We start from the raw sequence: 22,390 nt of genomic DNA, 5'->3' as shown, positions 1-22,390 counted from the left end.
CACGCCAATAAAATAGTTAGATACCACTATTATGCAAAAAACTATCCAACGTTTCTTTGACACGTGTTTTAAGGGTCATATCGAGTGATGATTGCGCTGTTTTAACTTCACAGCCACCGCGCTCAAGAGTGGGCTCTGCCATTAATTGCCAGTTATTATCAATAATGGTTTGTTCACCGTAACTCTCTTTTATGAGCTCTAAATCTTCGGGGTTTAAATGAATTCGTACTTTTTCTTGCTCGGCATTAAGAGAATCTATACTTTGCTTTAACGTATGTAAAATCACATCAGGCGATGTTTTTACTTCTTGATAAATAACAGCTTCCGCTAACATACTAGCAAGTTGTACTAATTGCTTTTCAGCTTGTTCATCTACTTTATCTAGCGGTGCAGTAAGTCCCTCTAAAATAGTTTTTAAACTTGTTAACTGCTCTTCAATTAATGGTTTTACGTCATCAAGGCCTTTTGTTTTACCTTGCTCTAAGCCTTCTTTGTAGCCTGCCTCTTTGCCTTCGCCAACGCCTTTTTCAAAACCGTCTATGTAGCCTTGCTCATGTCCTTGCTTGAGGCCTTCTTCGTAGGCGTCTTGCCTAATGCGTTCAAGCTCAACCATAGTAAGCGCAGGCAATTCTGGTTCTTGTGGCTCATCAATTGGCATTTCTTCAGCTAATTCTTTTTTATACAGATCACTAAGCGGTGTGCCGTAAGCCGTAGAGCGATTGCCAAAGCTGCTCTCATCTGGTGCTACATCTGGAATAGCCCAGTTTTTCAATAATTCATCTGCTTCATCAGCCCGAAGTGTGCGCCCTTTGAGTTTGCTCATGGCTTACAAGAACTCCTCGCCACCGCCGCCGCCCAGCTGAATTTCACCTGAGTCAGATAAACGACGCGCTGTTGATAAAATCTCTTTTTGCGCCGCTTCTACTTCACTTATACGAACAGGTGCCATAGCTTCTAAATCATCAGCAAGCATTTCGGCTGCACGCTTAGACATATTGCCCAGTATTTTATCTTTAAGGGCATCGTCGGTGCCTTTAATTGCTTTCATTAATACGTCTTGTTGTACTTCTCGTAGGATTGCTTGAATACCACGGTCTTCAACATCCATTAAGTTTTCAAACACAAACATTAAGTCTTGAATTTGCTGCGACATCTCTTCGTCATGCTCACGAATAGAGTCCATTAACTGCCCTTCTACATTGGTATCTAGGTAGTTCATTATATCTGCAGCTGCTTTTAAGCCACCCATTTTAGCGGCTTGTGCACCTGCTTGGCCGGCAAATTGTTTTTCCATAATTTCGTTTAGCTCTTGCAGTGCTGCTGGCTGAACTTCTTCAAGGTTTGCAATACGCATTGTTAGATCTAAACGCACTTTTTCAGGGAACTGAGCAATAATCTCAGCTGACTGTTCTGGCTCTAAATACGATAATACAATGGTTTGAATTTGCGGATGCTCATTACGAATAATATTTGCTACCTGCTTAGAGTCCATCCATTTTAATGAATCCAAGCCTTTAGCACCTGAGCCCATAACAATTTGGTCAATAAGGCTAGCGGCTTTGTCTTCACCAAGTGCTGCTGTAAGCGCTTTTTTAATAAAGTCTTCTGACTGAAAACCAATGGTACTAAAGCTTTGAATTTGTTCTATAAACAAGTTGTGTACAGCGCTAATTTTAGCTTGCGATAAATCCTGTAGCCCAGCCATCGCCATACCCACTTTTTGTACCTGTTTAGGTTCTAAGTGTTTAAGGATTTGCGCGGCATCTTCTTCTGATAAACTCAAAAGTAATATAGCAGCTTTATCTACCCCATCTAGCTTATCAACATCAAAGGCTGGCGGGAGTTGTTTTTGTTCTTGATCAGTCATCTTCTGTTAACCACGCTTTCACTACTTGTGATGATAGTTCTGGTTCGTTAGCTACAAGGGCACGAATTGCTTTGAGTAAATCTTCGTCGCCATGTAAATCCGGTAACTGCAGTGTACCATCACTTGAGAAACCAACCGAAGCAGAATCAAAGTCTTTATTTAGCATATCAAGTGTATTGTCGCCAATATCTACGCCTGAACTTAATGCATCTTCGTCGTATTCTTCTAGTGTATCGTCTGGGTAAATTAAGCGCTTAAGCATTGGTTTTACTACTGCCATTATCAATACAATGATAACTAAGGCTCCTAGTACAAGGCGGGCTATTTTCATAAACCAGTCTTGTTCCCACAGTGGCACTTCTATTGCTAAATTTGTTGCTTCACGTACAAACGGCACTGTTACTACTTCAAGTGCATCACCACGTTGCATATCAAAACCTACACCACCTTGTAATAAGCGACGAATATTTGACAATGCCTCTACCGAGCGCGGGGCCATAGTTGTTTCGCCGTTTTCTCCCACTTTAGGGACATAGTCAACAGCAACTGACACACTTATTCTGCGTATTACACCACTTTGCTGGCGCTTGTGAGAAATAGTTGTATCGAGTTCATAATTACGTGTTGCTTCTTTGTGGCTACGTGTTGGTGACGTAGCTGTGCCTGCGCCGCCTTGTCCTGCAACTTCAGGGATGTTTGAGTTTAGCGGTGGTTGATTTGTAAGCGCACCAGGAATACCAACAGCTAAACCACCAATGTTATTTTCTTCAAATGTGGTTTCGCTTCTAACCGCTGGTAGGTCTGGGTTATAACGCTTTTGAGTTTCCTCAACTGAGCTAAAGTCCATGCTCAAATCAACTTGAGCTGTATAGTTTGCAAGCCCAACAACCGGTATTAAAATACTGTCTATTTTTTCAAGATACTCTTGTTCGCGCTTACGTTCTAAATCGTATTCTTTACGAGAGCGTGCTGCTAATGAGCTTTGCGAACCTGAATTTAATAATCGACCATTTTGGTCAGTAACCGTAACACGTGCAGGCTCTAAGCCTTGTACTGCTGAAGCAATCATATCAACAACAGAGTCTACTTCTTCACGGTCAAGTGAGCGGCCACGCTTAAGTGTTAATACAACAGTAGCGGATGGTTTTTTCTCTCTGCGGGCAAATACGTTTTCTTTAGGGATGGCTAACAATACTTTGGCGCGAGTAATGTTATTTAGCTCTTCAATGGTGCGTGCTAATTGCTGTTCACGACCATGTTTTAAGCGTTCACGCTCCAAGCGTTGGCTTACACCAAAGCCCATATCTTGCATAATTATGTCAGAGCCAGATGCAGGGCCTTGCTCTAACCCTTCGCGGGTCATTAGCAATTTAATGTTTTGGTATTCGCTTTCATCAACCGATACAACATTGCCATCTAGTTGGTATTCAATTTTTTGCGCATCTAAAAAGTCTAATGTTTGAATAAGCTCTTCTGTTTGCATTTTGCCTAACGGGCGCATATCTGGCTGACGAGCCCAAATAATAATAAAAATCGCGATAGCTAAACAAATAGCCAATGCTATAACCAATGTTACTTGGCGCAATACATCAACACCATTTAAAGCACTTAAGTAGCCTGACTTTTGTTCTTGTTGATCATCACCACCACTTTGGTCAATACCGCCACCAGCAAGTGCTAGGTCTGTAGATTGGTTAGATTGCGCCACAATAATTCTCCACTACCTAATTAAACAGGCATGTTCATGATTTCTTTATAAGCTTCAACAAGTTTATTACGAACCTGTACTGTAGCCTCAAAAGCAACTGACGATTTTTGAGAAGCAATCATCGCCTCAGCAAGGGATACACTTCGATCCCCCATCTCAACTGCTGTTACTTTTTGCGCGGCATCTTGTTGTAATCCGTGCACTGAATTTATTGCATCACTTAGCATGTCGCCAAATTGTGCTGTAGAAGTAGACTGCACCTGAGTTGGCAGTTTATTAGTTTGATTATTACGGCCGGCTTCTAAAGCCATTGATTGCATTTCTTGAAATACAGCACTGTTTTGAATTTTCATAATTTATCTCTGACACGCAGTGAACTCTTACAAGTAATAAAGCACAAAGCATGCCAAATAATTAAGCATTAAAATACAATGGGTTACCTTTAATTTGTATTAGTCAGAGTTTTGACAACCCTAAGCTCGCAGCGCAAACTTAGGGTTTATAGGAGGTTATGCAGGAAGTGAAATACCTAAATCGCGCATTTGCGCTAGTTTATAACGTAAAGTTCGTGGGCTTATACCCAACGTTTCAGCAACGTCTTTACGCTTACCTTGGCAACGTGCAAGGGTTTCTAAAATAATACGATGCTCTTTGTCTTTAAGCTCATCTTTATAGCTACCGGTATCTGCCGCTAGCAAACCTTGATTAGGCTCATCCTCAGCATGCAATTTTTCATCATAATATGCAGAGCTTAACGTGCTTTTATCAACACCTTTATCTGCATGAGCTAATTCTGTTGGCGATACGGTTTGCGCCGGTGCCAATGAAGGCTCCATAACAAAGTTATTAGATACTAAGTTTTCGATAAAAATAGCATGCTCGTTTATTGTATCGCCACTTCGCAGTATAAGTGCACGCTGTATAACGTTATCAAGTTCGCGCACATTACCAGGCCACGCGTGAGCCAGTAACTTTTGCTCGGCAGCTTTATCTAAATACGCCATAGGCTCCTTGCTTTTACTTATATGGCGCTCAATTAAATGCTTAGCCAATACAATAATATCGCCAGGGCGTTGGCACAATGGACGCCACATAAGTGGAAAAACATTAAGCCTGTAATATAAATCTTCTCTAAACTGATTTTCAGACACGGCTTCTTTTAAATCACGATTACTGGTTGCCAAAATACGTACATCGAGCTGAATTGTTTTACGCCCCCCTAAACGCTCTACTTCACGTTCTTGCAGTACGCGTAAAAGTTTAGCTTGTAGTCCTAAGTCCATTTCAGTAATTTCATCAAGTAAAATAGTACCGCCTTGTGCTTGCTCAAACTTACCCGGACATGCTTGAATCGCCCCCGTAAAAGCCCCTTTTTCGTAACCAAATAACGTGGCTTCGAGCATATTTTCAGGAATAGCCGCGCAGTTAATCGCTACAAATGGCTCATTACATCGGCTCGACTTATCATGAATATAACGCGCAAGTACTTCCTTACCCGAACCACTTGGGCCAAGTACCATTACACTTGCATCAGAGCGTGCTACTTTACTTGCAAGCTCCAATAATTGAATACTAGTTGGATCAGCAACAACGGGGCCGTCGGTTTCTTTTGCTTTTTCAGGCAAATAACGGCTCACCATATTTAACAGCACTTCAGGTGCAAATGGTTTTGCCATGTAGTCAATTGCACCTAGGCGCATGGCCTCTACCGCATCGTCAATTGTGGCATACGCCGTCATCATCAATACAGGTAAATCAGGGTGGTTTAATTTAATACTGCGTAGTAAATCAAGTCCACTCATTGCGCCCATTTGCACGTCGCTTACAACAAGCGAAAATTGATCTTTTTTAAGCAGTAACATTGCTTGCTCAGCACTGCTCGCTGCAACACATTCAATACCCGACATTTCAAGGGTATCTATTAAGGCTTCACGAAGCCCTGCGTCATCTTCGACAACTAAAATAGTGTTACTCATAATGACCCCTCTAATTTAGATGTTGCCTTAATAGGCAGTAACAAGCTAAAGCAGGCACCACCATGCGTATTATTAGTCACATCAACACGGCCTTGGTGCGCACTAGCCACCGAACTCACTACAGCAAGCCCTAAACCTGTGCCCTGACTTTTTGTAGTAAAAAATGGTTCAAAAATTTTATCGCTTTGGCTTAAATCAACACCTGGGCCATTGTCGCTCACACTAATACGAACCATATCTAAATCTTTTAAATCTCTTTGTGCGCTAATTTTTACTTTTGCGCCGCCGCCAATAACTTGAATACTATTGTGCACTAGATTTTGAATAGCACTGGCCAATGCCGTTTTATTACCAACTATTTGTATATCGGGTTCTGGTAAGCTTACATCCAGTTCACTTTCATTAAGTGCGACCATCGCATCAGCACCTGCTTTAACTTCGGTTAAAAGCTGCTGCATTGAAACTTGCTCAACAACTTGCTGATCGCCACTTTTAGCAAATAACAGCATGTCGTTTACTTGAGTTTCTAAATCTTTTAAACGCGACATTAACTTTGTTTGAAAGTTATCGCGAGATGCTTCGGGTAAGCGCTTAGACCCTAAATTAGCTGCGTACAGCATAGCGGCTGAAAGCGGCGTACGTACTTGATGCGCTAATGATGCAACCATTTTACCCAGCGCGCTTAATCGCTGCATATGTGCAACACGTTTTTGTAAGCGGCGAGTTTCGGTTAAATCCGTCATTAAAATAAGTTGCCCAGGCTCTGGTGCTAAAGCGGTAATATCAAGTTTTATTAAACGCCCATCTTTTAAAGACACTTCGTGACCATCATCTTGATGCGGCCTAAAAGAGCGCTGAATAACATTAAACCAGCGTTCACCTTCAAGTGGCTCGCCAAGCATATCAATCGCTATTTGATTCGCTTTTGCAATCAACCCTTTGCCATCGAGTACAACCACGCCTGCTGGCATGGTATCAACCAAATGCGAAAGCCAACTTGCTTGCTTGCGCAGATCGCTTAATTCACCAATGTACTCCTCTTGAAGTAAACATGGGTTATACTGATTTGCAGAAAAAAACTGTGGTTTTAGCACGCTTGCAAGAGCCATAATCAAATCTCATTTAAATAATACATGAGATTAAATGCACAAAACGTACCAAAAATTAACACCTAACAATCAAGAGCTTACAATAAATTTTCCTGTCGTAAAAATGACACTCATTTTGAAATCAGTAATAACTGCTGGGGAAAAGCGAAAAAAATCTAACAAAGCTTTAGTATCAATGGCTTTTTTTGCAATTTTAAAACTGGTTTTAAGTCAATATGTGAAGAGGTAAGTCTAAATATGTTCCGTTATAAAACTCGACTGCTGTTAAACTGGATTAATTGATGCCCCTCTAACTTATCAATAATGGGCATTAAGTGAACTAAATCGATTCCTATCTTTTCTGCAATATCTAGCATATCCACATCACCAGTGGCTTCACTTAAAATGGTTAAAATACTGTTTAGCTCTTGGCGAGAGTCTAATGCATTATCACTTGAACCTTGAGTATGCTGGTAGGAGTTCATCGTTGGATAAAGCCCCCTTTTTCCTAATTGTGGCTCCCCATAAGGGCATAAATTAATCACTTTAGTACCATACTCAGCTTTAACTAATAGCTTTTCTATTTCATCAATTGAGCGAATAAGAGAGTCAATAGACATATACTCTTTTGTATCTAAAGAATTATGATAACCTTCATATTCACCATAACTATTACGACTTGCTTGGCCCATAGGTAAATTAAATCCTGGTGCGCAAAACTGCCTTTCATCTGAACCACTTAAGGGCGTAAAATCAATAAAGTCCCACTCCTCGTTTGAGGCGCCACTTACTAACTTATCGAATAAACTGTCATTTCGTTTACTTTTTTTGTAACGTAGTTTTGATTTTGGTCCACCTAAACAGGTCAAAATTAAACCGGCTTCTAAGTTTTCTTTTAAAGCATCGCCATATTTATATAAATAACACAATGAACCGATGGTTTCTGGGTTCAGTAAGAAACGGTATGTAAAACGTCTTTTTGGCCAGTGTTTTATACGATTATATAATCCCAATAAAACCAAAGGTCCACTGAGTTCATTATTTGCCATAGATGGATGACATAAGTAACTGGTTAAAAGTATTTCTTTTTTACTCTGACCTGCTAACGAACATTGTCCAAATGGGACACCTCCTTCGTCATCAAAGGAACTTTCAATACGCACTTTATATTTACCTTGCGGCAAGCTTTTCAATATATTATGCGCCAAACAAAAACCCCAAGTTCGTTTGTAATAGCTGGTTACATAGGGGATTGCATCAGGTAAGTGAGGGATGGAATATAAATGAGGTCTTAAATCAGCAAAGTCAATTTCTCTATCTACTGGCTCAGAATAATTTATAACATGTAAATTATTAACCTCAGTATCACAGATTAAGTTACCGTTAGGGCCCCACAAGCGAGCGCGTTTAAAGAGCCAAGATGCCGGTGTGACCCAATCAAATACAGTAGTCCCAGATTTTACTTGTTCAATAGTTAGTGGCATTAAATTTTTAAAGTAATTTAACGAAGACTCGATACCCAACCCGGTAATTGATCTGCAGATAGGAAATAGATCATCAAAAGCCCGGTTTAATAATTTATATTCTGCGTCTTTCTCTGCTTTTTCTATTTGATATTCATGCACAAATACCACTTCCTTTTACATAAAATAATTTAACAAAACTATAAATTATTTTATGTCTGAATTATAGTATTGATAGAGTTAATTAAAGAAAGTAACACAATGAAACAACGCTGCTCTTGGCTTGATGAAACCAAACCAGACTATGTAACATACCACGATGAAGAATGGGGAGTACCTGTGTGTGACGATCAAACTCTGTTTGAATTTATTACCTTAGAGTCAGCACAAGCAGGGCTGAGCTGGTATACCATTTTAAAAAAAAGAGCTGGGTACCGTGAGGCATTTTATCAGTTTGATGTTAACCAAGTCGCATCGATGGATGAGCACGATATCGATCGCCTAATGCACTTCGTGGGGATAGTTCGCAACCGCTTAAAAATTGCTGCCACCATCAATAATGCTAAACGGTTTTTAGAGATACAAAAAGAGTTCGGTAGTTTTTCAAATTATCAATGGCAGTTTGTTGGCGGTCAGCCTGTTATAAGTAATTTAAATAATAAACAAGGCTCCCCTGCAATTACAGAGGCATCGACTGCGTTTGCAAAAGATCTGAAAAAACGTGGTTTTAAATTTTTAGGCCCAACCACCGTCTATGCATATATGCAGGCGTGTGGCATGGTAAACGATCACAATAATGACTGCTTTAGAAAGGCAGAAATAATTAACACCTACATTAAAAAATAACACTAAAAAACAACTATCAAATATTTAGCCTTTTGATAAGTTATATTTTTTCATTTTTTCTACTAATGTTGTTCTACGTACCCCAAGTACTTCTGCTGCGCGAGCAACAACGTAATCAAATCGCTCCAACGCTTGGGTTATTAAATTAATTTCAAGCTCAGCTAAATACTCTTTTAGCTTAATACCGTCATCGGGTAAGATACTCGCATCTGTAGCCCTAGAGTCTATCTCAGGCTCATCATAATCACTAAAATCGGTGCTAAAAATATCATTAAATGCATCGCGCTCTAGTAATTCCTCTGGATATTGAGGTTCATATGCATCAACTTCAATATAACGGTATTTATCGGGTAAATCGGGAACATCGACCACTTTATCTGGAAACATAATCACCATACGCTCAACTAGGTTAGCCAGTTCACGAATATTGCCAGGCCAAGTGTGTGCTTTTAAACTTTCAACCGCTCGTTCTGTAAATTTAGCAACCGTTCCACTTTGCTCATTAACTCGACGCATTAATTCTTTTAACAATAATGGAATATCATCAGCACGTGCACTAAGTGACGGATTTTCGATAGGGAATACATTCAACCGATAGTATAAATCTTCCCTAAAACTCCCCTCTTCAATCATGTGCTCTAAATTTCGATGCGTTGCCGCAATAACCCTTACATTCGCTTGTATTGCTTTATTGCCACCTACACGCTCATAAATGCGTTCTTGTAATACACGTAACAGCTTAACTTGCATTTGCAACGGCATATCACCAATTTCATCTAAAAATAAGGTGCCTTCTTGGGCTAATTCAAAGCGCCCTTTACGTGCAGAAATTGCCCCCGTAAAAGCCCCCTTTTCATGGCCAAATAATTCACTTTCGAGTAATTCAGCAGGGATAGCGCCACAGTTTACCGGTACAAATGGACCTTTATTTCGTTTAGACAATAAATGAACATTTCGAGCAACCACCTCTTTACCCGTCCCCGACTCACCTAAAATTAACACATTGGCATCGGTTTTAGAAACTTGCTCAATTAAAAATCGAACGCCTTTAACCGCCTCAGTCTCACCGACTAATCCATCAAAGACTTTATGTGGCTTAGTGTGCTTGTGCTCATGGGGTAGCATTCTTTGATATTGTTGGCAATCATGTAATAGCTGCGTGGTTACTTCATGATTAAATGGCTCACAAATCAAACCCACCACATTAGCAACCGCTAGCAACGGTTTGAGTGTTTCACCAATTAATAAAAAAGGGATAGTAGGATTTTGTTTTATGACTTCTTCGTGATCAAGTTGCTGAAGTGCGCCTAAAATTACAATACATTCTTGAGCTTGCTTTTTAACACACTCATCAATTAATTGAGTTTCATTAATTTGTAATGTTGTTTCGCCTATAAAATTTAACGCCGCGCACAATCCAAATGAGCGATTATTATTATTATCTAAAATCAGAACCATGAGCAGCTAGCCAAAATGTAATAAATGTAATTGTTTAGTTAAATTGTAAGCGACTGTTCCCAAGATGCAAGTAATAGTGGCATTTTTTTGACATTCACGCCAAAAAACAGACACTCCCATTATTTTGGATTAAAACTAAAATACTAATTTAAAACAATAGCTCAAAATATTTTTTATAAAACAAAAATCAAACAGATTATAAAATAACTTACCACTCCTATTGTTACTTGACTGATTTAAGATCTAAAAAGCGGTATTTAGTACTATAATGCTAACTTTATCTAAATTACTTGGCATCTTGCTTGCTAACATACTAAATTAATAGGTAAAGTAGCGAATTATGAAACTACTCCAAATGGTTTTACTTTTTAGCCAATGAAAACAACTCAGGAAACTTTATGTTTAATAATAAGACCATTCTAATCACCGGTGGTACCGGTTCATTTGGTAAAAAATATGTCAAAACCTTGCTTGATAGATATAACCCTAAAAAGATAATCATTTATTCAAGAGACGAACTTAAGCAATTCGAAATGCAGCAAGAATTCGAGCAACCTTGTATGCGCTACTTCATCGGTGATGTACGTGATAAGGATAGACTTAAACGAGCAATGCGTGGTGTGAACTATGTTATTCATGCCGCGGCACTTAAGCAAGTGCCGGCTGCTGAATACAACCCGATGGAATGTATTAAAACAAATATCAATGGCGCTGAAAACGTGATTGACGCGGCCCTTGATAATGATGTTGAAAAAGTCATTGCTTTATCTACCGATAAAGCAGCAAATCCGATTAATTTATACGGCGCTACAAAGCTCGCATCAGATAAACTCTTTGTTGCAGCAAACAATATAGCAGGAGGAAATCAAACAACTTTTTCTGTTGTTCGTTACGGTAATGTAGTGTGCTCACGCGGCTCTGTCGTCCCTTTATTTGAAAAATTTATTGCTGAAGGTCGCGATCACATTCCGATTACTCATAAAGAGATGACGCGCTTTTGGATAAGTCTACAACAGGGTGTCGATTTTGTTCTGACTAACTTTGAGCGCATGTTAGGAGGAGAAATTTTCGTACCCAAGATTCCATCTATTCGCATTACCGATTTAGCTAAAGCTATGGCACCCAATTTACCAATAAAAATAGTAGGTATTCGCCCAGGAGAAAAGTTGCACGAAGTTATGTGTCCTGCTGATTTATGTTTTGATACCTACGAGTATAATGATCATTTTGTAATTGCTCCGGGTATCAAATTTAGCAGTCGCAGTAATGACTTTACTATAAATGCAATTGGCGAAAAAGGTACACAAGTAGCCCAAGGTTTTGAATATAATTCGCTCGATAATGTACATTACATAAGCCAAAAGCAAATAAAAGACTTTAATGACAAGGCTGTCGTGTGAACTCCTATGGTAAACAAACAATAGGGCAAACTGATATTGATGCAGTTGTAAATTGTTTAACCTCAGACTATTTAACACAAGGTCCTAAAGTAGCTGAATTTGAACAAGCAATTTGCCATTATACACAAGCCAATCATGCTGTAGCCGTAAATAGTGCCACCTCAGCCTTGCACATCGCATGTTTAGCATTAAATTTAACCGTTCACGATATTGCTTGGACTGTATCAAATACCTTTGTTGCTTCGGCTAATTGCGCAAAAATGTGTGGGGCCAGTATTGATTTTGTTGATATTAATCCTGATACAGGAAATATATCTATTGAGGCATTGACTGAAAAATTAGTCTATGCCAAGCAAATACAACAATTGCCAAAACTTATAGTAGTGGTGCACTTTGCAGGCCAACCTTGTGATCTTGAAGCAATTTATATCTTAGGTCAGCATTATGGTTTTGCCATTATTGAAGATGCCTCACATGCACTTGGCGCTAGCTATAAGAATAGGAAAATAGGATCATGTCATTTTTCAGATATTACTATATTTAGTTTTCATCCAGTAAAAATGATCACCACAGCAGAAGGTGGTATGGCCTTAACTAATAATGCCAAGCTGGCCAAAAAACTTACTTTACTTAGCTCACATGGTATAGAACCATCACCAAAGACTGATACACCATGGCATTATACTCAGCAATGTCTTGGTTTTAATTATCGCCTTTCCGATATCCATGCAGCATTGGGCTGTAGCCAAATCCAATATTTAGATGAATGGGTACAAACACGAAATAAACTTGCCCGCTACTACGATAAAAAATTCACGGGCTCACTTATAACACCACTCAAACAAAGCTTAGATAGTGTAAACAGTTATCATCTTTACGTGGTATTACTTCCACAAGGTACACAACGAGATCTATATCTGTACTTAAAGAGTAAAAATATAGGAGTGCAAATTCATTATATTCCTGTGCATACTCAGCCATATTATAACGATCCCATAAGAAAATTAAAAAACACTGAGCAATACTATAGTTGTTGTATTACATTACCACTTTACCCACGTCTTAGTAGAACTGAACAAGATACTATTGTCTCTGAAATATTTAACTTTTATAGTGGGTTAAAGTCACTATGAATATAGCTGTAATACCCGCCCGTGGCGGGAGTAAACGGATCCCCAAAAAAAACATTAAACTTTTTAATGGTAAGCCTATTATTGCTTATTCAATTGAAGCAGCGCTTACAAGCGAGTGCTTTGATACTGTGATTGTTTCAACTGATGACAATGAAATAGCTGAAATTGCAACGAAATATGGGGCACAAGTACCTTTTATGCGCCCTGATGAAATTAGCGATGACCATGCCACTACACTCGATGTTATGAAGCACGCTATAGATTGGTGTAATAAAAATCATTGGCAAGTCAAAAAATTGTGCTGTATTTACGCTACGGCCCCTTTTATTTTACCCGAAGATATTCGCCAAGGACTCAGTATTTTAGAGCAAGAACAAGCCAGTTATGTGTTCAGTGCCACCAGCTTTGCTTTTCCGATCCAGCGTGCATTTTCAATCGACAAAAAAAATAATATTAATATGTTTTTGCCGGAAAATCTAAATGTGCGCTCACAAGATCTCCCGACAATATATCATGATGCTGGGCAATTTTATTGGGGCACCGCACACTCCTTTCAAACAAAGCAGCCGGTATTTAGCGTACATTCTAAAATTGTCCGCTTGCCTCGTAAGCGTGTACAAGACATAGATACACTTGAAGATTGGGAAATAGCCGAAGCCTTATTTAAAGTGATAGGGTAATACAATGAAGGTCTTTATTCGTACAGACGCATCAGTTTATATTGGTACAGGTCATGTTATGCGCTGTTTAGTTTTAGCGCGAGCACTACAACAACATCACTTTAGCGTTACCTTTGTGTGTCGTCCACAGAACGGGGATCTTATTAAGTACATAAAAAGACAGGGAATACATGTTCAATCTTTACCTCAGGTTGCTGTTGTCACGCCACAACACAGCGCAGATTATGCAGCTTGGCTACAGCGTAGTTGGCAACACGATGCGATTGATTTTATCGCAGCGGTTAAGCACGCAGATGTTGTCATTACTGATCACTATGCTATTGATTATCAATGGCAAAAATATGTGAAAGAGCAACTTGGCTGTACTCTGCTAGCGATTGATGATCTAAATAGAATACATTTTAGTGACTTAATTATCGATCAAAATCTTTGGCCTGATTTGCCTCAGCGCTACTCCGATTGCTCACAAAAAAAATTACTTGGCCCGCAATATGCCTTATTAGATAAACCCTTTTCAGATTTAATAAATAAGAATATTAAGAAAAAGAATCAAGTACTTGCATTTTTTGGCGGCAATGACTTAAGCAAAGAGTGTATAAAGTTATTTCACGCAGCTTGTACATACAACAGCCTACCTTTTCAGTTAAAAATTGTCACAGGTCAAACCAACCAAGCTTACCAACAGCTGATAAACTTACCCAGTCCACCACATGTGAGTGTCGTTAAATTTATTGATAAGTTTGCCCTAGAATTAAAGCAAACAAATTATGTGATAGGCGCCTCAGGGGTCAGCAACTGGGAAAGGTTTTGTTTAAATATTCCAGCCACAATAGTTTCGGTGGCTGAAAACCAGTTGAAACTTTCACAGTACTTAGCGCAACTTGAAGTGGTGCGATACCTAGGTGAGAGTCAATATACCGATATACAAACGTATGTTAATGAATTGCAGTTTTTAATCTCATGTTGGCCCGGAATCCGCTTTAATTCATCACTCAATATTGATGGCCATGGTACAGAACGTATCGTATCAGAGCTTAAGGAGCAGCTTAAAAATGAATAAAAAATGTGTTTTACAACCACTTATTGATGAGCATTTCCAGGACATCTTACTGTGGCGCAATGCCCCTGAGGTAAGAAAAAATATGTATACTAGCCGCATTATTAGCAAAGACGAACATCAAGTTTGGTTTAACACACTTAAAACCGATCAATCAAAAGCCTATTTTGTTGCCATTATTGATCAAATTAAATCTGGGGTGATTGGTTTTACAGCAATCGATGAAACCAAAGCACATGCCAGTTGGGCTTTTTATACCTCACCACAGGCAAAACCTGGCAGTGGCTCAATAATGGAGTTTAATGCCTTAAACTACGCTTTCGATACGTTAAAGCTGCAGCAGCTCAACTGTGAAGTATTGGGTTTTAATACCAAGGTGATTAAAATGCATGGCAAATTTGGTTTTCATATTGAACACACCGATAAGCATGCTTTTTTCGATGGTAAAACACATCACGATATTGTAAAACTCAGCCTTTGCAAGTCGAGATGGCAGATTATAAAACCCGAAATTAAAAATAAAATACGCAGATTCCTATGACTGAAAACACAACAGAAATAGCCATTGCCGGTACAAAAATAGGGCCCAACCAGCGACCTTATATTATTGCCGAACTGTCGGCTAATCATAATGGCGATCTTAATAGAGCAATGCAAATTTTAGAAATGGCCAAACGCAGTGGTGCAAATGCAATAAAGCTGCAGACTTACACACAAGATACAATCACTATTGAATGCAATAAGCCAGAATTTAAAATACAAGGTGGGCTTTGGGATCAACGTACTCTTTATGATTTATATACCCAAGCCCATATGCCTTGGCATTGGCATAAACCCTTATTTGAAAAAGCCAAACAACTCGGGCTCACTATATTTAGCTCACCGTTTGATACAACTGCAGTCGATTTATTAGAAGAGTTGGGAGCCCCAGCATATAAAATAGCCTCATTTGAGGCCATAGATTTACCATTAATTGAATATGTTGCTAAAACAGGGAAACCTATGATTATCTCAACTGGTATGGCCAGTTACAATGAGATAAAACAAGCTATAGCGACAGCACAAAACGCTGGCTGTCGTGAACTTGTGATCTTGCATTGTGTCAGTAGCTATCCAGCCCAACCTTGTGATTATAATTTAAAGACATTGCACAATATTGCTGAAGAGTTTAATGTTCTGACAGGGCTATCTGATCACACTATAGATAACACAACAGCAATTGCCGCCGTAGCCTTAGGCGCTTGTATGATTGAAAAACACGTCACATTAGATCGCAATGGCCAAGGCCCAGACGATAGTTTTTCTCTTGAAGAGCCCGAACTTACCTCGCTTTGCCATAATAGCTATGTAGCCTGGCAAGCACTTGGCAATATAAACTATCAAAGGTCGCAAGCAGAACGAGACAATATCGTGTTCCGTCGCTCACTTTACGTTGTTGCTGACATTCAAGCCGGTGAAGTAATAACTGAAAATAATGTAAGAAGCATCCGACCTGGCTATGGCTTAGCACCAAAACACTACCCGCAAGTGCTTTCGCAACGAGCCAAAAAATTTATTGCAAAAGGTACTGCATTACAATGGGATATGATACAGAGCGATAAATAAAGTCGGTGTTCTTGTATGCTTAAACAGTGGGCTGACGCCAATTTATTTCAAAATATAATTGAGCCTGCCCGCCTATACTGTGCTTAAAATAGCCTCGCTTCGGTGAATTTGCCCCATTAAAATCTATCTGTTTATAACCCAGTTTAGAAGCATGATCCATAATCTTAAAATAAAGAAATGTGCCAGCATATTGACTGGCTCCAATCCCCACTACCGGTAAATGCACCAGTTGATTATAATCATAAAATAATAACCCCGCAGCCACAGCTATATTATTCTCATTTTTAACTACGCCAATATTTCCCATGCCATTATTTAATATAAGCGCTGCAAAATCAGCTGTAGCTTGTTTGATTTTTGGTGCTAAAGTGATTGCTTGTTTCTCTAAGGTTTCGCTGTATAAATCAATCAGCTCACCAACCTCGCCCTCGATACTAAATGATAACCTCTCTCGAGATATGGCATATTTTTCTTCTCTGCGGCGCGATCCTCGAGCTGCAGCACGAATAGCAGCACAGGAATTCAGCTCTGCACACGCTGTATAACGGGGAGCAATAACCGCTCTGCCTTTTTCTGGCTCATGATAATTAAACCAATCTATCCCTCTTACGTCTTGTAACGAAGGGTGTAAACTCAATTTAAACTCGCTATAACGCAAAGATAATGCCTGCATGACAAATTCGCTGATCGCTAATTCACACTCAGTCCGACGATTCGCTTTACTATTAAATATATCTTGGTGGTACATTAAGCCGATATAATAAGAGTGAATAGGTAGGTTCTGGCCTGCCTTATTGTGGATAATAATAGGTACCCCTGCTACCACTCTTGTTTTACTTACCACAAACCAATATTCAACGTCACAGCCCAGCGCAGCAATAACTTCTGGTAAAGCGTAACGCGTTCCTTGCATAGAATGCGCAACAAATTCGTTCCACTGCTCAGCACTTTGGCACGCGATTAGATTTAAATTAGTGATCAATAGTCTAAAACTCCAATTTCATGTAAATCATGCATAATCGATGAACGTGTAAGTAAATTGGGATTTATTATAACGAGCTCATTACCATACTTATCTTGTACTTGCTTAAACAAGCGCTCAAGCTCTTGCTCGTAACCTAGCCTCAATGCACGATATGTACTAGGAATTTTAAACGCTTTAAATTCAGTTGCACCTGTAATCCCCATTTCACGTAATTCGTGTTGTACAGTTTCGAAATGTTGCTCTGGATTTAGCCAAATAGCAGAACCAACGGGGGTGGGCACCTCTATACATAATACCGGTTTATGATTTTGCGTATCACTAGCGAAATCGCTAAAATAGGTAACTCTGGCAATCGAATCTGCGCTGTAATTCATAGTGTAAAAAGGCAATGCCAAGTGCTGTGCTAATTCAACATAGTAAAAAACCTGCGACACTGGTTTTATAAAGGATGCAATGGTATTTTTTCCCAACAATAATTGCTGCGAAGATTCAATGGTGGCGGTTAAGTAAACTTTTTCGGTATACAGTTGCATACTCGATTGAGCTGTTTTAATGGTGCATAAGTAGCCGTTATGCTGTTTAGTTATTGCTACACATTCACTGTTTAACCAACACTTAACGCCAAGCGCTTTGAGCTTATGATTAAAAGCATCTTTAAACGCCCCCATGCTTTGCCCTTTAGGGTAAAGATTAAAGGTATCATGAGCAATAAACTTTTTCTCTGCTGCCAATAAGTTATCTAATGCAGGTAATTGCTTTAACCTTACACTTAAAGCTTCATCAAGTAACAGCTTACGGCCATAAAAGGTTATAAAGTTTCGATTTAGCGCTGACAGCTCTTGTGCACCTTGTAACAAAAATTTTTTACACCATTGTGTGATATAACCAACGCTGTGCTCATCAAATTCATCGGCTAATGCGCCGCCTTTATTTGGTTGCTCAATTAAAACACTTTGATTAAGCGTTTCATAAAGCAGCATAGCTTTAGCCGGTTCGGCTAATGTACGGTAATCAGGAATAGCAAAGTTTTTTGTAGTTTGATTATTCCAGTAACTGGCATAAGAAAATTCGAGCTCAGTTAATGGCGCATCGGGAGGCATAATGTCATCTAATAATCTTTTTTGCGCTTGACTCATTCCATCAAGAAACTGAGGACCTTTATCAAGTGCTGCGCCTTTGTACTTTATTGGTGACATAAATCCACCGAGTTCATTAGCCGACTCAACAATTGCAACTGATTTACCACTTTTTAACAACCCAAATGCAGTCATCATCCCTTTAAAACCACCGCCTACGACAATAGCATCAACCGTACTTACTTTTGCGCAATTATTTTCCATATTTCCATACACCCGTTATTATCAATTAGCTCTTGATCTGTTTCTCGTTTCAAACTGTTGAGCTTATAACGAGAAAAAACATCACGAATTTGCGCTTCATTATAAAAATTGGCTGATAACAAATCCTCAAATACCCCATCTTTAAAGTCGAGCCAAATATCTTGTTGCGCATCGTAACGACCAAAATCTTTATGAGTATGGCCCATTGAAAACAGACAACTTAAAATAATTGCACCATCATTTAATTGATCAAACAAACGATTATAAATTGTTCTCACATGAAAACCTGAGGTGTGTGTTGTACTGAGCCTATCAATTACTAAATCAATTTTAATATCGAGTGGTAACTTAAAGTCTTCAAAATCAACTTGGTACGTCGAAATTAAATCGTTAAATCCTTTTTCTTTCGCCCGTTGTTCCACCACCTTTAAAGCTGCGGTTGAGTAATCTACAGCTATAACCTCAGCACCGTTTTCAGCACAAAAAACACTATGGTTTCCCCCGCCACAACCTAAATCGAGTACCGTGATTGGCTTATTTTTAAAATGCGATCTGAATTGAAAAAAGTGCGAAACAATAAAGTCATAGGGGTATAGATTTAGCTGTAAACCTTGTTGATATATTTTTTGCCAATTATCTTTACTCATTTAATCACCTAATTAATATTAAATAACACAGGTACACCTGATTAACACTAAGCCCAATAATATTCTTAAATCTTAGCCGGTTTATTGTAGTTTTCGGCAAACTCTATATAGATATCATTTAAATGATTATGAAAAGCATCTATACAAATGTTGATGAATTCTGCACGGGAATCTAAATCACTATAGTAATACGTATTTGCCATAATATATGTTTGAAAGTATCTAAAAGTGCCTTGAATCAACCAGTACACATCTTCATTATTATTATGAATGTTAATTAACAGCTGGTTCTGTTGATAAAAAGCATCGGCAAGCTGCTCTCTCGTCTCAAAATAAAATGAAGTAATCTTAATTAATTGCTCTAATATATGCTTTGATTTATGTTTTAATTCAAAGCTTGCGGCATTAATATTTTTCTCAGATAAGCCTTCTAAAGATGAAGCCGAATCTAATAGCTGTTTAATTTTTTTATGTTTATCTACAAATGTATTTTTAATTTTTATATCTGAAATTTTTTTTGGCTCAGTGAACTTTATATACGCACCATCTGTTGTATTATATACTTTTAGTTTAGGTTGATGTTTTAATAATAATTCCATATTAAATTTTGACATATCAAAAATTGAAGTAGAATAAACTTCTTCTCTAAAATTTCCTTTTACACGCATTTCACCTTGCATCATATCTTTTGTTTGCTCTTTGTATTTAAAATCTTTGTCGTAATAAATACTATCTTTTGCATGATGCGTATCAGTAGAAACAAAACCAAAGTCTGTACCAATCAAATACATTGTTTTAAAGTCAAGTTCAGCAGCAATAGCTAAAGCCGTATTCGATACCGTTGGATTAGTAAACATAGGGCATGCATACTGCTTTTTTCTATCTAAAGACTTAATTAATCCCCCGCCGGCATCGTTGAGTTTATTAAGTAAAAAAGCAGATTTAAAGCGTTTCAATATCTGATCAAAAACAGTATTAACAGCGATAATATTTAAATCACTTAACTTAATATTAACTTCCTTTGTTCGCTCAACAACTTCAACCCAATCTAATAACCGGGCAACTCGTTCCATTTCAACATGTATATCGGGTTTAATATTATTCACCAGCAGGGCTTTTAATGCCGTTCCGCACGATATAATAATGATATTCTTTTGATTTTCTCTTAAAAAATCAATCGCTAAATCTAATGACGGTCCATTGGCCGCAATAAATACAGGCGCATTTTTTAATTTATTTTTAAAACTACCTGCTTTTTTTATCACAGGGAATTGTGCAGATAAATTAGCTATTGTATGAGAAACGCCGATGATTTCATCTTCAAAAAATCCCCAGCCCCCATGCCAGCGGTGTCCGACCTCTTTGATTTTATTTATTGCTTTATTTATTGAATCACTGTCATAGTGCTTAAAATAATGAATCACACTGGTATTAAAAAAGCCCTGCATAGAAAGTATAGAACCAATCTCATTAACAACATTATGCTCGGTTCCACCTATTTGAATTCTAAACACCCCGCCATTATTCAAGCATTTATTAAACAGCGGACGTAACTCTATACAATGTAGCAATGCATAAAAAGTACTAGGAGTTTGTTCATATAAAAAAACATTCGATACATTTTTTTTATTTAAGAATTCTTCAATATGAAAACCTAAACCAGCCCCTAAAAAACATACAAAATCTAGTCTATTTTCGTTTGCAGGATTACTTAGCTTGCTCATACCTTGTTCTAATCGTGCATTACGAATAGATTTAAGTAGGGCGGCATGCTTAAACACAATATTTTCATCATCTGAGTGTTTTATTTTAAAGTGAGAATAAACAGGACTTTTTAAATACTTACTAACTTGTTTTTTTGCAAATTCACGAGGGTTGTCGGTGTAAGAGAATTGACCATTGCTGTATAAGTTTTCATTCCCTTCATCGTCAAAAACTACTCCCGTATCAGTCGGTTGGTAATCTCTAAACTTATTAAAGATCTGCGGCATTTTTTCTTTTAGTAATTCTAAGTTTGCTAACAAAGTTGCTTTGAGCATCATTTTTTTTAATTCACTTTCTGCTGTATTCAAAATACACTCCAGTTTTTCATTTGATTTGTTGAGCTTTTATCAAATTTTATCACTAAACTAAAAATTTGATATGGCTGTAAACTGACAGTTTATTGTCTATTTGAAGCATTATGCTTTATTTTAAATAAATGTTTAATACCTTAAGAATAGGTCTGATATAATAGTCTCTATATAACCTCAGGCAATTTATGCGCCAACTTTTATTTGACGATGTTTATAATTATATTTAAGTTACTTATATGCCTATTACTAAACACTACCAAAGTACTTGGCATTATTTTTGCTTTATTCGGGTATTGCATCACACAATTTTAGTAATATAAATTTTAGGATTCCCCCATGGCTCACATCTCAGTAAAAAAATACGGTCAAGTTCGTGCTAGTAGCATTGCCGAAATGGCCCCTTACGAACAAATAAACCTTATATTCAGTAATATCATCGGTCGCTTAGCAGCAACAAAAGGGTTTATTGAGCGCAAGGAAATACAAAAAAAAGGTGAAAATATTTCAGCCTGTGTTTTATTATTTGGCGCACTGCAAGACGCACTTAATTTAGAAGTAGAGCAAGACCCTAGTATTTCTAACAATTTATTGGCACTTTACGATTACTGCCAACGCCGTTTAACGCAAGCGAACATAAACAACGATATTGAAGCAATTGTGGAAGTATCAAGTATTGTTAAAGAAATTAAAGAAGGTTGGGATAACATCCCGCTAGATCAACGCAGCCCTGCGGTTTAATTTCAATTATGGACTCGCCAACATCTTCAGAGCAACTAACAAACAGCTCTGAGCTCATACAAACGTTGCTTAGTAAAATTGAAGCCTTAGTAAATGATGATAATGCAGATGAAGCTCAGCCTCTTTTAGACACTTTAAATGTTGAACTAAAGCAATGGTGCGAAAGCAGCGACGGCCCAAGCGCAAAGCAATTAGAATTAATTCAGCTTAGTATAAATACTATTTTAGTAAAAGCGAATGGTGCAAAAAACGAATCATCTAAAGCTATTATTAAACATAAAAAATCAGGTAAGGCGATTAAAGCTTATAAAGCAAGTAGCTAAA

Annotated in this window: 21 protein-coding genes; 9 read left to right on the top strand and 12 right to left on the bottom strand. The window is 38.1% G+C overall.

Going from position 1 to position 22,390, the window contains the following annotated elements; genetic code table 11:
• Positions 1-16: 16 nt before the first annotated feature.
• The 7 genes from fliH to H5118_RS10345 all read right to left on the bottom strand — a co-directional run bounded on the left by fliH (position 17) and on the right by H5118_RS10345 (position 8,264).
• Entirely contained in the window at positions 17-823 is an 807-nt protein-coding gene (fliH, locus tag H5118_RS10375) for a flagellar assembly protein FliH (protein WP_002959339.1), read from the bottom strand.
• 3 nt (positions 824-826) lie between these two features.
• Positions 827-1,867 carry a flagellar motor switch protein FliG gene (gene fliG, locus H5118_RS10370; protein ID WP_007581881.1) on the bottom strand — a complete coding sequence of 347 codons (1,041 nt, stop codon included), beginning with the start codon at positions 1,865-1,867 and terminating at the stop codon, positions 827-829.
• Complete coding sequence (gene fliF, locus H5118_RS10365; protein WP_039484629.1) at positions 1,860-3,575, bottom strand: flagellar basal-body MS-ring/collar protein FliF; 1,716 nt, start codon at positions 3,573-3,575, stop codon at positions 1,860-1,862. The genes fliG and fliF overlap by 8 nt, the downstream gene beginning before the upstream one ends.
• 20 nt (positions 3,576-3,595) lie before the next feature.
• Complete coding sequence (gene fliE, locus H5118_RS10360) at positions 3,596-3,928, bottom strand: flagellar hook-basal body complex protein FliE (RefSeq protein ID WP_039484631.1); 333 nt, start codon at positions 3,926-3,928, stop codon at positions 3,596-3,598.
• A 156-nt stretch (positions 3,929-4,084) separates the two neighbouring features.
• On the bottom strand, positions 4,085-5,551 hold the full coding sequence (locus H5118_RS10355) for a sigma-54 dependent transcriptional regulator (RefSeq protein ID WP_182695477.1): 1,467 nt from the start codon (positions 5,549-5,551) through the stop codon (positions 4,085-4,087).
• Positions 5,548-6,660 carry a PAS domain-containing sensor histidine kinase gene (locus tag H5118_RS10350; protein WP_008168789.1) on the bottom strand — a complete coding sequence of 371 codons (1,113 nt, stop codon included), beginning with the start codon at positions 6,658-6,660 and terminating at the stop codon, positions 5,548-5,550. The genes H5118_RS10355 and H5118_RS10350 overlap by 4 nt, the downstream gene beginning before the upstream one ends.
• Positions 6,661-6,905: 245 nt before the next feature.
• A complete protein-coding gene (locus H5118_RS10345; RefSeq protein ID WP_182748756.1) occupies positions 6,906-8,264 on the bottom strand; it encodes a DUF4910 domain-containing protein in 1,359 nt (452 codons plus the stop codon).
• Positions 8,265-8,363: 99 nt separating this feature from the next.
• On the opposite strand from H5118_RS10345, the gene H5118_RS10340 reads away from it, so the two are divergent.
• Positions 8,364-8,948 (top strand): DNA-3-methyladenine glycosylase I, encoded by a 585-nt coding sequence (locus H5118_RS10340; protein WP_182748754.1) that lies wholly within the window; start codon positions 8,364-8,366, stop codon positions 8,946-8,948.
• Positions 8,949-8,972: 24 nt separating this feature from the next.
• On the opposite strand, the gene H5118_RS10335 is transcribed toward H5118_RS10340, so the two are convergent.
• A complete protein-coding gene (locus H5118_RS10335) occupies positions 8,973-10,406 on the bottom strand; it encodes a sigma-54-dependent Fis family transcriptional regulator (RefSeq protein WP_182748752.1) in 1,434 nt (477 codons plus the stop codon).
• Positions 10,407-10,804: 398 nt separating this feature from the next.
• Here H5118_RS10335 and pseB point away from each other — a divergent pair, with 398 nt between their 5' ends.
• Genes pseB through pseI form a run of 6 tightly spaced genes read left to right on the top strand, consistent with a single transcriptional unit; the run spans position 10,805 to position 16,281 of the window.
• The gene (gene pseB, locus H5118_RS10330; RefSeq protein WP_182748750.1) at positions 10,805-11,806 is read left to right on the top strand and encodes a UDP-N-acetylglucosamine 4,6-dehydratase (inverting); all 1,002 of its coding nucleotides are present in this window, start codon (positions 10,805-10,807) and stop codon (positions 11,804-11,806) included.
• Positions 11,803-12,939, top strand: coding sequence for a UDP-4-amino-4,6-dideoxy-N-acetyl-beta-L-altrosamine transaminase (gene pseC, locus H5118_RS10325; RefSeq protein ID WP_182748748.1), 1,137 nt, complete (start codon positions 11,803-11,805; stop codon positions 12,937-12,939). The genes pseB and pseC overlap by 4 nt, the downstream gene beginning before the upstream one ends.
• On the top strand, positions 12,936-13,619 hold the full coding sequence (gene pseF, locus H5118_RS10320) for a pseudaminic acid cytidylyltransferase (RefSeq protein ID WP_182748746.1): 684 nt from the start codon (positions 12,936-12,938) through the stop codon (positions 13,617-13,619). The genes pseC and pseF overlap by 4 nt, the downstream gene beginning before the upstream one ends.
• A 4-nt stretch (positions 13,620-13,623) precedes the next feature.
• On the top strand, positions 13,624-14,679 hold the full coding sequence (gene pseG / locus H5118_RS10315; protein ID WP_182748744.1) for a UDP-2,4-diacetamido-2,4,6-trideoxy-beta-L-altropyranose hydrolase: 1,056 nt from the start codon (positions 13,624-13,626) through the stop codon (positions 14,677-14,679).
• Positions 14,672-15,217, top strand: coding sequence for a UDP-4-amino-4,6-dideoxy-N-acetyl-beta-L-altrosamine N-acetyltransferase (pseH, locus tag H5118_RS10310; RefSeq protein WP_182748742.1), 546 nt, complete (start codon positions 14,672-14,674; stop codon positions 15,215-15,217). The genes pseG and pseH overlap by 8 nt, the downstream gene beginning before the upstream one ends.
• The gene (gene pseI / locus H5118_RS10305; RefSeq protein WP_182748740.1) at positions 15,214-16,281 is read left to right on the top strand and encodes a pseudaminic acid synthase; all 1,068 of its coding nucleotides are present in this window, start codon (positions 15,214-15,216) and stop codon (positions 16,279-16,281) included. The genes pseH and pseI overlap by 4 nt, the downstream gene beginning before the upstream one ends.
• A 19-nt stretch (positions 16,282-16,300) precedes the next feature.
• Here pseI and H5118_RS10300 read toward each other — a convergent pair whose 3' ends face one another.
• The 4 genes from H5118_RS10300 to H5118_RS10285 all read right to left on the bottom strand — a co-directional run bounded on the left by H5118_RS10300 (position 16,301) and on the right by H5118_RS10285 (position 21,325).
• Positions 16,301-17,263, bottom strand: coding sequence for a GNAT family N-acetyltransferase (locus H5118_RS10300; protein WP_182748738.1), 963 nt, complete (start codon positions 17,261-17,263; stop codon positions 16,301-16,303).
• Complete coding sequence (locus tag H5118_RS10295; RefSeq protein ID WP_182748737.1) at positions 17,260-18,606, bottom strand: NAD(P)-binding protein; 1,347 nt, start codon at positions 18,604-18,606, stop codon at positions 17,260-17,262. Before H5118_RS10295 ends, H5118_RS10300 begins: the two co-directional genes overlap by 4 nt.
• Positions 18,582-19,253: a class I SAM-dependent methyltransferase gene (locus H5118_RS10290; protein ID WP_182748735.1), complete on the bottom strand. Its 672-nt coding sequence runs from the start codon at positions 19,251-19,253 to the stop codon at positions 18,582-18,584. The genes H5118_RS10295 and H5118_RS10290 overlap by 25 nt, the downstream gene beginning before the upstream one ends.
• 65 nt (positions 19,254-19,318) lie before the next feature.
• On the bottom strand, positions 19,319-21,325 hold the full coding sequence (locus tag H5118_RS10285) for a 6-hydroxymethylpterin diphosphokinase MptE-like protein (RefSeq protein WP_182748733.1): 2,007 nt from the start codon (positions 21,323-21,325) through the stop codon (positions 19,319-19,321).
• A gap of 339 nt (positions 21,326-21,664) precedes the next feature.
• On the opposite strand from H5118_RS10285, the gene fliS reads away from it, so the two are divergent.
• The gene (fliS, locus tag H5118_RS10280; protein ID WP_182748731.1) at positions 21,665-22,066 is read left to right on the top strand and encodes a flagellar export chaperone FliS; all 402 of its coding nucleotides are present in this window, start codon (positions 21,665-21,667) and stop codon (positions 22,064-22,066) included.
• An 8-nt stretch (positions 22,067-22,074) separates the two neighbouring features.
• A complete protein-coding gene (locus tag H5118_RS10275) occupies positions 22,075-22,389 on the top strand; it encodes a hypothetical protein (RefSeq protein ID WP_182748729.1) in 315 nt (104 codons plus the stop codon).
• Position 22,390 lies beyond the last annotated feature (1 nt).

It is taken from the genome of Pseudoalteromonas sp. SR41-1 (assembly GCF_014164015.1).
Classification (GTDB): Bacteria; Pseudomonadota; Gammaproteobacteria; order Enterobacterales; family Alteromonadaceae; genus Pseudoalteromonas; species Pseudoalteromonas distincta.
Note: the sequence above shows the minus strand (reverse complement) of the source record. Positions and strands in the feature narration are given on the sequence as shown.

Excerpts from the sequence above, each read along its gene's own strand:
- H5118_RS10275 (WP_182748729.1), top strand. The coding sequence starts at position 22,075 with ATGGACTCGCCAACATCTTCAGAGCAACTAACAAACAGCTCTGAGCTC.
- fliS (WP_182748731.1), top strand. The coding sequence starts at position 21,665 with ATGGCTCACATCTCAGTAAAAAAATACGGTCAAGTTCGTGCTAGTAGC.
- pseF (WP_182748746.1), top strand. The coding sequence starts at position 12,936 with ATGAATATAGCTGTAATACCCGCCCGTGGCGGGAGTAAACGGATCCCC.
- pseG (WP_182748744.1), top strand. The coding sequence starts at position 13,624 with ATGAAGGTCTTTATTCGTACAGACGCATCAGTTTATATTGGTACAGGT.
- H5118_RS10295 (WP_182748737.1), bottom strand. The coding sequence starts at position 18,606 with ATGGAAAATAATTGCGCAAAAGTAAGTACGGTTGATGCTATTGTCGTA.
- fliH (WP_002959339.1), bottom strand. The coding sequence starts at position 823 with ATGAGCAAACTCAAAGGGCGCACACTTCGGGCTGATGAAGCAGATGAA.
- fliG (WP_007581881.1), bottom strand. The coding sequence starts at position 1,867 with ATGACTGATCAAGAACAAAAACAACTCCCGCCAGCCTTTGATGTTGAT.
- H5118_RS10355 (WP_182695477.1), bottom strand. The coding sequence starts at position 5,551 with ATGAGTAACACTATTTTAGTTGTCGAAGATGACGCAGGGCTTCGTGAA.
- H5118_RS10340 (WP_182748754.1), top strand. The coding sequence starts at position 8,364 with ATGAAACAACGCTGCTCTTGGCTTGATGAAACCAAACCAGACTATGTA.
- pseB (WP_182748750.1), top strand. The coding sequence starts at position 10,805 with ATGTTTAATAATAAGACCATTCTAATCACCGGTGGTACCGGTTCATTT.
- H5118_RS10335 (WP_182748752.1), bottom strand. The coding sequence starts at position 10,406 with ATGGTTCTGATTTTAGATAATAATAATAATCGCTCATTTGGATTGTGC.
- pseH (WP_182748742.1), top strand. The coding sequence starts at position 14,672 with ATGAATAAAAAATGTGTTTTACAACCACTTATTGATGAGCATTTCCAG.
- H5118_RS10290 (WP_182748735.1), bottom strand. The coding sequence starts at position 19,253 with ATGAGTAAAGATAATTGGCAAAAAATATATCAACAAGGTTTACAGCTA.
- fliE (WP_039484631.1), bottom strand. The coding sequence starts at position 3,928 with ATGAAAATTCAAAACAGTGCTGTATTTCAAGAAATGCAATCAATGGCT.
- pseI (WP_182748740.1), top strand. The coding sequence starts at position 15,214 with ATGACTGAAAACACAACAGAAATAGCCATTGCCGGTACAAAAATAGGG.
- H5118_RS10350 (WP_008168789.1), bottom strand. The coding sequence starts at position 6,660 with ATGGCTCTTGCAAGCGTGCTAAAACCACAGTTTTTTTCTGCAAATCAG.